General features: G+C 32.8%; 12 protein-coding genes. 3 read left to right on the top strand and 9 right to left on the bottom strand.

Features of this window, described 5'->3' with window-relative positions; translation table 11 throughout:
* Positions 1-16: 16 nt before the first annotated feature.
* From L1276_RS12985 to L1276_RS12975, 3 genes are all read left to right on the top strand, one after another.
* Positions 17-1066: an exo-alpha-sialidase gene (locus L1276_RS12985; protein WP_253788425.1), complete on the top strand. Its 1050-nt coding sequence runs from the start codon at positions 17-19 to the stop codon at positions 1064-1066.
* A gap of 10 nt (positions 1067-1076) precedes the next feature.
* A complete protein-coding gene (locus L1276_RS12980) occupies positions 1077-1409 on the top strand; it encodes an L-rhamnose mutarotase (protein ID WP_253788423.1) in 333 nt (110 codons plus the stop codon).
* 96 nt (positions 1410-1505) lie between these two features.
* Positions 1506-2483 carry a M20/M25/M40 family metallo-hydrolase gene (locus L1276_RS12975; protein WP_253788421.1) on the top strand — a complete coding sequence of 326 codons (978 nt, stop codon included), beginning with the start codon at positions 1506-1508 and terminating at the stop codon, positions 2481-2483.
* Between the two features lie 138 nt (positions 2484-2621).
* On the opposite strand, the gene L1276_RS12970 is transcribed toward L1276_RS12975, so the two are convergent.
* The 9 genes from L1276_RS12970 to L1276_RS12930 form a co-directional block, all read right to left on the bottom strand.
* Positions 2622-2861, bottom strand: a complete 240-nt coding sequence (locus L1276_RS12970) for a hypothetical protein (RefSeq protein WP_253788419.1) — start codon at positions 2859-2861, stop codon at positions 2622-2624.
* Between the two features lie 76 nt (positions 2862-2937).
* A complete protein-coding gene (locus tag L1276_RS12965; RefSeq protein WP_253788417.1) occupies positions 2938-5289 on the bottom strand; it encodes a mechanosensitive ion channel family protein in 2352 nt (783 codons plus the stop codon).
* 63 nt (positions 5290-5352) lie between these two features.
* The gene (locus L1276_RS25360; protein WP_371924191.1) at positions 5353-6240 is read right to left on the bottom strand and encodes a leucine-rich repeat protein; all 888 of its coding nucleotides are present in this window, start codon (positions 6238-6240) and stop codon (positions 5353-5355) included.
* Between the two features lie 264 nt (positions 6241-6504).
* On the bottom strand, positions 6505-8403 hold the full coding sequence (locus tag L1276_RS12955) for a leucine-rich repeat protein (protein ID WP_253788413.1): 1899 nt from the start codon (positions 8401-8403) through the stop codon (positions 6505-6507).
* Between the two features lie 2 nt (positions 8404-8405).
* Positions 8406-9278, bottom strand: coding sequence for a hypothetical protein (locus tag L1276_RS12950; RefSeq protein WP_253788411.1), 873 nt, complete (start codon positions 9276-9278; stop codon positions 8406-8408).
* Between the two features lie 236 nt (positions 9279-9514).
* Positions 9515-10234: a YncE family protein gene (locus tag L1276_RS12945; protein WP_253788409.1), complete on the bottom strand. Its 720-nt coding sequence runs from the start codon at positions 10232-10234 to the stop codon at positions 9515-9517.
* An 89-nt stretch (positions 10235-10323) separates the two neighbouring features.
* A complete protein-coding gene (locus L1276_RS12940; RefSeq protein WP_253788406.1) occupies positions 10324-10788 on the bottom strand; it encodes a hypothetical protein in 465 nt (154 codons plus the stop codon).
* Positions 10789-10993: 205 nt separating this feature from the next.
* Positions 10994-11869: a DUF5977 domain-containing protein gene (locus L1276_RS12935; RefSeq protein ID WP_253788404.1), complete on the bottom strand. Its 876-nt coding sequence runs from the start codon at positions 11867-11869 to the stop codon at positions 10994-10996.
* An 11-nt stretch (positions 11870-11880) separates the two neighbouring features.
* Positions 11881-12678, bottom strand: a complete 798-nt coding sequence (locus L1276_RS12930; RefSeq protein WP_253788402.1) for a DUF5977 domain-containing protein — start codon at positions 12676-12678, stop codon at positions 11881-11883.
* Positions 12679-12901: the final 223 nt, after the last annotated feature.

Below are 12901 nucleotides of genomic sequence, written 5' to 3'. Positions count from 1 at the left end.
ATATAAAAGTTAGGTTATGAATTTAAAAAAATATTATCCGGTGGCTTTATTAATTTCTGTTTTCGTTTCTTGTACTTCTGTAAAAAACGAACCAAAAGCAGTTAACATTACACAAAATTATATTGCTGAAATTCCAGTTACAACAGCCAGCCACGCCTCCACATTAGTAGAATTAGAAAATAATACCCTTTTAGCCGCTTGGTTTGGAGGAAAACATGAAGGAGCAAAAGATGTTGGCATTTACGTTTCATCTTATAAAGAACAAAAATGGTCTGCACCAAAAGAACTTATTAAACCTTTAATTAAAGACGGAGATACACTGCCTTGCTGGAATCCTGTTTTGTTTAAAAGCAAAAGCCAGAATTTGTATTTATTTTATAAAGTGGGAAAAAATCCGAGAGAATGGTTTGGCGCTATGATTGTCTCTAAAGATGATGGAAAAACATGGAGTGATTCAAAATATCTTCCAAAAGGTATTTTAGGGCCAATTCGAAACAAGCCAATAGAAACTACTCCCGGCGTTATTTTATGCGGCAGCAGTACCGAAAGTATTGACGATAATAAATGGAGAGTTTTTATAGAAACCTATACAGAAGCAACAGACAGCTGGACTATTTCTGACATTAACGACAAGAAAAATTTTGATATTATTCAGCCCACATTTTTAGTTCATTCTGATAAAGAAATTCAGATTTTATCCCGAAGCCGACATAATAAATTAATTTCGAGCTGGTCTGAAGATAACGGAAAAACATGGCAGAAAACAGACAGTATAAATGTCGTAAATTCCAATTCTGGAGTTGATGCTGTGACATTATCTGATCAATCATTTCTATTGGTAAACAATCCTTTAAAAATGGGAAAAGACTGGTTTAACGGAAGAAATATTTTAGATGTTGAATATTCTAAAGATGGTGTAAATTGGAAGAAATTATTTGATTTAGAAAATCAGAAGGAAGGCGAATTTAGTTATCCGGCCATTATCCAGACTTCAGATAAAAAAGTTCATATATTGTACACTTATAATCGAAAGTTTATTAAGCACACCGCATTCGATTTAAAATAAAATTCAAATTATGCAAAAATACTGTCTTGCCTTAGATTTAAATAATCACCCAGATTTAATTGCAGAATATATCGATTACCACAAAAATGTCTGGCCCGAAATCCAGAAAAGCATTAAACAATCTGGAATTATCAATTTAGAAATTTACAACACAGGCGATCGTTTGTTTATGATTATTGAAGCCGATGATAATTTCTCCTTTACAGAAAAAGCAAAAATAGATGCCGAAAATCCAAAAGTGCAGGAATGGGAAACTTTGATGTGGAAATTCCAAAAAGCACTTCCTCAAGCCAAATCCGGAGAAAAATGGATTTTAATGGATAAGATCTTTGAACTGAAATAAATTTTATGGCATACGGATAAAACGGATTTATTTTTAAAATCTATAAATTAAAATCCGTTTTATCCGTGTGCCAATTTTTAGATAACTAAATTGATTATGAAATTTTTGAAGAACCTCAATAGTAAACTTGTTTTCAGTTTTTTACTTTTCAGCTTTATTGCAAATGCTCAAAAGAATAACCTGGCTCAGACATTTTATAAACACGACAAATATCTTTCTTCAGATAAATTAGAAGGTCGTTTTGTGGGAACAAAAGGGAATAATGATGCCGCGGCTTACATAAAAAAGTACTTTAAAAAGTATGGTTTGCAAAAGTTTAATAATACTTATGATCAGTTTTTTAAAGTATTTGTAAAAGAAGGAATCAATAAAATGAAATCCGACAGTGTTTCGACACAAAATGTTTTTGGGTTTATTGAAGGTTCTGATGAAAAACTCAAAAAAGAATTTATCGTTATTGGTGCGCATTACGATCATTGGGGCTGGGGAGGAAAAGGATCTGGAAGCAAGAAAAAAGATACTATTGCTATCCATAACGGCGCAGATGATAATGCTTCTGGAGTTTCGGCTTTGTTGTGTATTTTAGAAGAAGTTTCCAAATTGAAAATTAAACCTAAACGAAGTATTATTTTTATTTCTTTCAGCGGAGAAGAAGAAGGTTTATTTGGATCTAAATATTTTGTGAATCACTTACCTGTCAAAAAGGAAGCCGTAAAAGTAATGCTGAATATGGATATGGTAGGAAGATTAAATGCCGAGAAACAAATCTATATGGGCGGTGCGGGAACTTTTCCTAACGGTGTTGAACTCATGAAAAAGCTAGGCCAAAACAGCGGACTAAATCCGGTTGTTTTCGCTGGTGATGTTGGAGGATCTGACCACGTTTCTTTTTACAAAGCTTCCATTTCAGCTATAGGATTTCACACAGGCGGACATCCGCAGTATCACACTCCCGAAGACGATATTGATTTAATTAATTTTGAAGGCGGTGCCTTGGTGGCGAAGTATATTTATAATGCTTTGGTAAGCATTGCGAATTATAATGAGGAGTTGGTTTTTATAAAGCAGGATTAGAGTAACTTTTATAAAACAAAAAATGGTTTGAGCTTAATTTTAGTTCAAACCATTTTTTTATTCCAGTTGCGAGTATTTGCAGCCTGATTGCAAATCCGCGCTATCGTTGGGTATATCTTAGCGATTGGAGTTAAAATATTATGTTGTAAAAATTACCAATAAAAATATCATAGAGCCAAAAACAATCACGCCTATCATGTGATTTAAATTACTGTTATCCTCTTTTTTATTGATCTTTCCTTTTGGTGACCATATTTCTGAAAACAGAATAAAATCATCGTCATTAAATAAAATTACAGTATTTAAGTAAATAAATCTTGCAAATGCGCCCAAAAGTTCAAGTAAATATCTTCCTGCTATTATTTGTAGAAAATCCATTTTTAATAAATTTTACAATAAATAAAAAATGGTTTGAGTAAAGTGAATTCTCAAACCATTTTTCCATTCTAATTTTTTATGTTGAAAAAGTTAATCCTTTAGCTTTAAAATTGCTAAATAAAACTTGTTTGGCTGTGCTTATAGTTTCCTCGGTTCTGTAAATACTGCACCAGAATTTAATCTGTATTTTGAATTTTCCATCAGAAATAGAATTGTAATAAATCTGAGAAGGTTTAGTGTTATTTACCAAAGGAAGATTTTCAAGAGAACTTAAAATAGTGGCATTTATATCTTCGGGAGTGGCATCTCCACTGATCTCAATAGAAATATCTACCAGTTTAAAATTATCGGTATAGGTCCAGTTGGTAATGTTTTGAGATAATAAATTACCATTTGGTATAATAATTTCGGCGCCATTTGGAGCATTGATTTTAGTTGTTCTTAATCCCATCGATTTTACTCTTCCAGATTCAGAACTAATATCAATAACATCTCCAATTTGAATAGGCTTATCAAAAATCAAAATAATTCCCGAAACAAAGTTGTTAACGACATTTTGCAGTCCAAGTCCAACACCGACTCCTAAAGCTCCCAGAAGAATACTTAGTTTATCTAAAGGCATTCCCGAAGCAGCAACAGCTAAAAGATAACCTACAATCAATACAATAAGTCTTGTAATAAGTAATTTAGAATGTTGTCTTTTGTTGATGTTTTCTTCGTTTTCGTCTTCAATTTCTCCAAAAAAGTAAGCTACATAATTCTGTAATAAATGTGCTGCCCAGACAATGATAAAAAACAAAACAATATTTCCTAAAGTAAAAGTGATGCTTCCAATTGTATTGGGACGACTCAATAAAGTACCAAAAGAAGAACGTAACGATTCCCAAATGTTTAAATTAGATGCAATTACAACCAGCCACATATAACTGATTACAATTATAAATGGTTTTTTTAGTGTATCTGATAAATTCTCATAATCGAATATTTTTTCGATACCGCGTTTTACTCGGGTTGTATAAATTTGTAAAAGAATTATTTCCAGAATTATTTTTAAAAGAACACTCAATGCAACAATCTGGGTTAGAGAAATAAAAGCTGATAAACTTAGCATATTTGAAAGAGAAACTCTTCCAAAAAGATTATAAAGTATAGATAAAACATTTAATCCGATAAAAATAATGCTGGCCCATTTAAAAAATCCTTTGATGTACAATTGATCTTTTAAACTCTTAATCTGAACCAGGCCATATCGTATTCCTAAAATATTGATAATGATAAAGGAGCAACGCTGAAATAAGCCAACTTCGATAAAAAGATCCAGGAAACAAAGTGCAAAAAATAATCCGAAAAGCAATAACCAGTTTCGCATTGATTTTCCGGACCAGTCATTTTTAAACAAGATCGTCAGAACACCCAATAAGCAAAGTTGAAGTAATTCTAAAAATAGTGCTGGAGCATATAAATTTGTTACTACGGCAATGTTTAAAGCAATTACAACTACTGGCAGAATTATACCTCTATTTAAATATTTGAAGTTAAAGAGAGTTAGATTTTCGTCATGTCCGTTGGATTTTAAGTATTTCAAATTACGTGAAATATACCAAGCCAAAAGCCCCATAAAGAAACATAAAGTAATTAACGATCCGGCTTTATAACTTAAATAATAAGCGGCTACATTTTCTTCAATTATGATTTTAGCTTTAATGTTGTGCGATACTACTTTTTTTGCTGCCGTATCTGTACTCCATAATGATGGATATTCTTTATTAAGAATACTAATTCCTGATTTTTCCAGTTTAGTTTCTACAGTTGTCAAGGCATTAGAAACAGCAATTTTATGCTCAACAGTCAATCTTTTTTTATGATTTAAAGTCTCCTGATTTTTTGTCATCAGACTATCAGCTTTAAGATATCTTTTTTTAAGATTTGCCAATTCTGTTTTGAATTGCTTTCTTAAGATTGTGTCTTTTATTAGAGTAAATAAAATTTTGTCTTTGCGCAGATCAATAATTCTGCTTTTAGTTTTTTCAAGATTTTGATTACGAGTATTTATTGCAGTGTTTTGATCGTTTAATTCCTGTTCAATTTCCTTTAGAACAATACGATACATCTGCTGATTTCGTACATTTGGGTTGGCACCTTTTAGACTTGCTAGAATTAAATCAAGTTTACTTTCGGTTCTTTTAATTTCTCCAAACAAATGAAAAGTACTGCCTTCAAATTCGGCATCATTTGCAGCCGATTCTAAAACGTCTCCGGCTTTTTCAATAGCCATTAAATAATCACTGTCGGTGACAGTTTCTTCAAATAATTTGGACTTGTTTTCTGCTTTCGGAGCAGGATTTGAAGTCTGAGAATACGAAAATGATGCAAAAAAAAACATCATTAAAAAGGCTGGTAAATAGAACGAATTTCTTTTTGAATTCATAATTAATTGTGTGATTTAAGGTCTCCAAATTTAATTGTTTTTTGGATAGGATCTTATTTATAATTACACATATATTACAGTAGCACCCCTTGTTGATATAGCATTTAACAAATCAGGTTCAGGCTGGCCTAAATTAATATTTTGCTGTGCAGCATTTGCAATTATAGTAACGCCAGTTTTAATAAGTCTAAAAACATTGTTATTAACTGAAGCATCTGTGCCTATAGAAGTTGTACATGATCTGATGTCAAGTGTTAATAATCTGGTTGTATTTTCGAAAATATCATTTGCTAGAATACTTAAATTATTGATTTTAGAAAAATCAATGTTTTTAACTCCTGATAAATAAAAAGCCCTGTAGGAGTTAGTGATTAAAGTATTCAATTGAGGTGTATATAGCGTTTCTAGTAATGGAGTATTTGCAAAAGCATTAAACAAATTACCGCTAACAGCATTTGGTAAATTCAAAGAAGTTAATTTCGTACAGTTTAAAACAAAGTTTACAGGTATGAAATTCAAAGATGTCAGCGTAACATTTTCTAAATTTATACAATTTGCAAACATTCCACCTCCATTATTTCCATTTGGAACTAAAGTTAAATTAGGAGCAAAAAGTGAAACTAAGGATGACATTCCTTGAAACATTCCTAGGGAACCATTAAGGTTAGATAAACCTGCATTTGGAAAGTGAAGGTTAGTAATTGATGTACAATTTTGAAAACAAATATTTCCTAAACTTGTAACTGTTTGAAAACTATTATTTAGATTGACTAATTTAGTACAATTAGTAAAGCCTTCTGAACTTATTTCTAAGAGAGAGTTGAAGTGTATAGTTTCAAGTTTAACGCATCCGCTAAAGCATCTGTAACCTAATCTATTCATTCCAGGAAGATTAACCCATTCTAGATTTTCTGCGTGATAAAAGGCATGACCAAAAGGACAATCTTTAATTAAGCCTGAACTGTCGTCAAAGTAGGTAATATCTTTATTTTCAGAAAATGCATTAACCGCAAGTGAATAACTTGCTCCTGTAACAGCAAATTGAATATCATTTTCAGTTACAGCAAAAGATTAATTGTGCCGGCAACTCCTCCAATAAAAGTATTGGATTTATATTTATTTATTACCGAATACAGTATTTTGTAATAAGCTGCTCATAATTAAATTTTATAATAAAGTTTGTCTTTGCCTTTTAAAAAGCATATTGCAATTCCGTTATGCAGCTACATAAATAATATTTGCTTGTCTCGTCTGTGAAGCATAAACTAAATCTCCATCAGGCTGGCCAGCATTTATTGTTTTAAGCGATGATGAAACTGTAATAATTATACCTGTTTTAATGTTTTCGAAAACACCATTATATGATGGTGATTCACCACATGTGACTAACGCAGGAGCATTTATTTCTGTATAAGAATAACAAGATCTGAACGCTTGATTTCCAAAGTATTTACATTCGGTTAAATCTAATCCAACACCTGTAAATGATGAGCAAGAATCAAATACGTTTTTTCCAATCTCAGTAATGATACCAGTTTTTACAGTTGTCAGTTTTGAACACAAATAAAATGTATATGCAGGTATCAAACCATTAAGCAAAGGAGCATTAAAAGTTTTAAGATTTGAATTTGAATGAAAACAAAACCCATTACTTGTCAAGTTTCCCCCTGTTATTGATGTTAATTTAGGAGCAGAAAAAGAAATTAGTGATGTGTTATTTCCAAATGTTCCTCCTCCCGCATTACTTGCAGAACTTTGAATAGTTGTGAGCTCTGGAAAATTATAAGAAGTTACTGAAGAACATCCAAAAAAAGCGGTATTATCAATTGTTGTAACTTTATTTGCAGAAAAATTAGGAAGAAGCAGACATTTATTGAAGGAAGATGAGCCAATTTTCAAAGCTTGATCTAAAGAATCAACATAGGCCATCTTGGCACAATTTTGAAAAGCACTGTTTCCTATAGAGGTGGAATTAGATAAATTAAAACCAGTCAATTCTGAACATTCACAAAAGCTCAGATTTCCTATACCAGTAATGATACCAGTTGTTACAGTTGTCAGTTTTGAACACAAATAAAATGTATATGCAGGTATCAAACCATTAAGCAAAGGAGCATTAAAAGTTTTAAGATTTGAATTTGAATGAAAACAAAACCCATTACTTGTCAAGTTTCCCCCTGTTATTGATGTTAATTTAGGAGCAGAAAAAGAAATTAGTGATGTGTTATTTCCAAATGTTCCTCCTCCCGCATTACTTGCAGAACTTTGAATAGTTGTGAGCTCTGGAAAATTATAAGAAGTTACTGAAGAACATCCAAAAAAAGCGGTATTATCAATTGTTGTAACTTTATTTGCAGAAAAATTAGGAAGAAGCAGACATTTATTGAAGGAAGATGAGCCAATGTTCAAAGCTTGATCTAAAGAATCAACATAGGCCATCTTGGCACAATTTTGAAAAGCACTGTTTCCTATAGAGGTGGAATTAGATAAATTAAAACCAGTCAATTCTGAACATTCACAAAAGCTCAGATTTCCTATACCAGTAATGATACCAGTTGTTACAGTTGTCAGTTTTGAACACAAATAAAATGTATATGCAGGTATCAAACCATTAAGCAAAGGAGCATTAAAAGTTTTAAGATTTGAATTTGAATGAAAACAAAACCCATTACTTGTCAAGTTTCCCCCTGTTATTGATGTTAATTTAGGAGCAGAAAAAGAAATTAGTGATGTGTTACTTCCAAATGTTCCTCCTCCCGTATTACTTGCAGAACTTTGAATAGTTGTGAGCTCTGGAAAATTATAAGAAGTTACTGAAGAACATCCAAAAAAAGCATTATTATTGATAGTTGTAACCAGCCCCATACTGTCATTATAGTATGTCATTGTAGATAATCCTGCAAAAGCATTGGTTGGAATACTATATTTGCCGTCAGTAATTTCAAACAAGATATCAGACCCTATAGTTTTAAAAGCTTTAATTCTACTTAACGGAATGCCTAATCTGGTCGCTAAAGATGAAGCAGATGTAATAGTGGTCGAAACACCTCCAATAAAAGTATTGGCCTTATGTTTTTCAAATCCAAATATGGTATTTTGTACTAAGCTCCCCATAATTACACACCTAATAATAAAATACTGTTTGTGTTTCCTCTTTTTGTAAAAGTGAAAATTTGCTTTTCAGCTGTTATAGAAGGTGTTCCAAATAGCCAGGTGTGAGGAGCAGTAATTGCCCATGTGACGCTTGCTCCAGGAAGTGTAATGCCGTTAAAAATAAAACTTTCTAATAATGAAGCAGGAACAGTAATTGTGCAGCTAGTAGTAAATAATACTGTTTTTCCATGCCAATTAGATGGAATAGTTTGACTTGTACTTACTTCAACCTGATTAGCAATGTCTTGTTTCTTCGATAAATCAATATTTCCAGTTCCAACAATAGATTCTCCATTTACTGTTTTAAAATTATTGGATGTAACTAAGGTTCCGCTTGTTGAAGGAAAATTTAGATCTAAATCTGTCTGTACGTCGGTATTAAAACGAATAGTTTTATAAGCCTCATTAGTTCCTATTGCCAATTGATTTGGAGCGGTTGTGTATACCGTCGATCCAGAAGCGCCTAATATAATGGCTCTTGGATGCTGGTTTCCGGCTCCTGCATAATAACCTAGGGCGGTAACCATTTCTTGTATTGTTCCGTTACCTGCATTTTTACCAATAAAGGTAGATTTATGGCTTAGACCAGCCATGTCGCCAGATCCTAACTGAACCGCATCTTCACTTTCTGCCCCCACAAAAATCTGCTTGCCTTCGTTACCAATCCATATGTTTTTTGTGGCATAATTGCCTGTTTCCAAAACAGATTGTAAATCTTGCTTGCTTGCTGTGGCTTCGCTGAATTCTAATTCGCCATTTGCGTTAGTTACTAAAGTTTTATTAGGTTGATTTACTTCTAAATCAGATACTTTGATTCTGTTGTGATTTGTGTTCATATTTTTTAATTGCAGCTTTTAATAAATGCTTTCAGAATTGCCAATTGCAGTCTATTTTTGATATTTTACGGAATAAGTTTAGTTATTTATATATTGACTTTAAAGAAGATTTATAATTTATTAGTTATGAGATCTGACTTAATAAAGTTTTCTATCGGTATGAAAGAATAACTATTTCGTACATTAAACTTTACGCATTTAACAGTTGTCAAATCCTATTCTAATTATCTACTTCTTTATGTTAGGATGAGTAGTTTACCATTTATTTTGAAAGGTTTTGATAAATCAAAACTCCAAACACTAGCCGTGTAAGAGCTCCAGACCATTTTTAAACCGTCAGGACTAAAATTAACAGCATAAAAATTTGCAGCAGGTATTATAGCAGATAAGTCAATTGATTCAGAAGTATATGCACCAGCCAAATCATAAGGATTTAATAGGGTTATTTTAATAACTGATCTTGTGCCATTCAATTTTGTATATAAAATAGATTTGCCATCGGGAGTAACGTAAAATCCATGTGTGCTAAAATTAAGTGTTTGAGAGGGTGTAAGCGTGCTTAGATCCCATGGTGTTGATAGCAGATACTTAGTAAGCGTGCTGCCTGTATGATTAAAGAACATTGTTCCATCTGGACTTAAAAAATTATATCCTGTTGTTCCGATTGGATAATATCCCACATAACTAATTGTAGAGACATCCCAAGCCGTTGCAAGCTGATAAATATAAATGCTTTTTGATGTTGTTCCAGAAACGAAAACCCTTTTTCCATCAGGAGAAAAGAAATGTCCTCTAATTTGACTTTCTCCATTCTGAGTCATAGTCATAGACTTGCTTAAATAGGTTGCTGTGGTTACATCCCAAGGAATTGATAAGGAATATTGTGCTATCGAATCTGGTCCATTGTGTAAGGTTGTATATAATCTTGTTCCATCAGGACTGAGAGATGTATACATTTGATTTAATAAATTAATCTTATTTTTCCCCCTGTAGTACACAGTACTTATTTTTGACCTTCCAAAAATTGTTTTTCTTAATCCCATAATTATAGTCCTAAAATCATTATTGAATGCTGACCCTCATTTTGCATGAACGTAAAAATCTGTTTTTCACTTACTGCAGGAGGTGTTCCAAATTCAAATGTTTTGGGAGAGGTAATAGACCAGGTTAAAGATGTTCCTATCTTGGTGATTCCTTCAAAACACATTCCTGAATTAATAAACGAAGTAGGAATTGTTAGAGCTCCGGTGCCTGTAAATTTTACCGTTTTTCCATGCCATGAATCTTGAACAGTTGCAGGTAATGTTACACTAACCTGATTAGAAATATCCTGCTTGTTTGATAAGGCTATATCTCCGCTTCCAAGAATTGATTCACCAATAATAGTTTTAAAGGTTTTTTCAGGAATATTATTAAAAGTTAATTCACCTTTTTCATTGGTAACTAGGGTTTTGTTTGGCTCATTTATTTCTAAATCAGCCACTTTTATTCTGTTATGATTGGTGTCCATTTTTTGTTTTTTGTTTTGATAATTACAAACTGATTGAAGTTTTTAATTGGAAATCATAATACACGTAAATCCAAATTCCACATTCATTTTTGACTAAATATTATTTGATGGTCAATTTTAAAAAGAATTTTTCTGTGGAATTTGGATTAAATACTTAGGAAATTTTAAGAAGAGCTATTTCTGTTCATCAAATCCAAGTTTTATTTTACTGATTATAATCCATAGCTTGTTTGTAGTTGTGAGTTAAAATCCCATTCGCAAAATACGTGTGAAATGGATTTAAGGTCATCGGATAGATGTTTCGTTTTTCTAAATTCACAGTTACAGTAGTAACAGGAATAATTTCTTTGTCTATCGAGTATAAATTATCTCCAACGATGATATCTCCTAAAGGAATAAATTTCCAAAAGCCATTACGCTGAATTAATTGTAAGTGAGTAGGAGTAGCTTCCAATAATCGGTCATTAACGATAATTGTTTTGTCGGCAACTTGTTTTGCAATTTTTGTAATGGGCGAGACGATTCTGTTTTCAGATAAATATTCGCATGACCATTTATACAATTCATCTGGAATATTAGTATCGTTAAGCGTTTCAATTTCTGTAGAAAGCAAAAGTTCGTCAAGAGTAAGTTTTTCAATTGCTTTTCTTGTTCCGTCAGGTAATGTGATTAGAGTACCTTCAACAAAACACCCTCCAGGCCCGCCGCCGCCACCATAGGTTGGAGTGATTTCACATGTTCCTGCCATATTTGCATGAGCCTGTACATTTGCCGCTAACCACGCATCTGCTTGAGCATTGGCATCTGCAAGACTTATAGTAGAAACAAATTGATTTGGAAGAGCAGTAAGCGTAACGGTGCTTCCGCTGTATCCTGTTCCGCAGTTATTTTTTTTTGCGCTTAATCTTTTTTCTACACTATAATATCTGATGCTGGGAGCACATGTTGCGGTATCTAAAACGGGTGCAATATAATCAGGATCTGTAACTACATTTGGTTTAGTTGGCTGTCCTGTTGGGGTTCCGTCATCAACATAATATAATTCGAGTGCCGCAAAAGATTTGTATCCTGTATTTCCCATACGTTTGTTTTTTAATATTTAATTACGATTTGTCCTGTAGACGAGTCTTTGATGTAGGTAATGAATCCTAGATTGGTAACGGCTTCAATGTTTTTAGCCAAGTTGGTTCCTTGGATTGGTACTTTTTTAGAAAAGTTCTTTCGATCAACCAGAGTTCCGCCAACATTTATGATGTCATAGCCAGATTTTTGCATTGTTCCACCGAGATAGGTAACTACCTCTACATCTATATTTCCAGTGCCTAATTTTCTATACCATGAACCCGCCATTCTTACCTGAACGGTATTCAAAGTAGGGTAGTCTGTTGTTATTTTGCTGAAATTCACAAGGCAGGCTTCAACACCATTTGCTTGTGTATTATCACCAGCCCACATGATGTAAGAATCTGCAGCTAGGGCACTTGTTGGAATTTCGTTATTAAATCCATGACCCCATCCCATCCATTTATTATCTAAGGAAGTTCCTGAATTAATAATTCCGGTATAAGTGTCAAAATCTTCTCCTGCTCCTAATGCCCATTTGTATCTAATAACCATGTAGTTAAAAGGAGATAAGATTACATTTGGTTCTACAACACAAGACGGATCTACTCCTCTCCAGGCTGTAATTCTGCATGAACCCGTGTTATTGGCATAAGCTTGAACATTTGCTGCCAACCATGCATCTGCTTTTGCATTGGCATCTTCAACACTTATTGTCGATACAAACTGATTTGCATTTGCAGTTAGTGTAACGGAAGTTCCCATGACTCCGGCAGCGCAATCATTTTTTGCCGCAGTCAATGACTTGGCTATATTGTAATATTCCATACTTTGTTTATAATTGATTATGATTTGTCTCAACTTAGAGAAGGATTGCGTTAAGCAAAAACTAAGTTTGATGAGGTGAGAAAGTTATTTTTAAATACTTTTGATTTCACCTTTTTTGAAGTACTATTAATTTATTTTATCGCTGTAAAATTGAATTTTATAAAAGAGCAATAATTAATTGAAGCAGATTGCTTTAAAGTAATTAGAACGAAGAATATGATTG

It is taken from the genome of Flavobacterium sp. HSC-32F16, from assembly GCF_024171645.1.
GTDB lineage: Bacteria > Bacteroidota > Bacteroidia > Flavobacteriales > Flavobacteriaceae > Flavobacterium.
The sequence above is the reverse complement of the archived record's forward strand: the minus strand, read 5'-3'. Positions and strand labels throughout refer to the sequence as shown.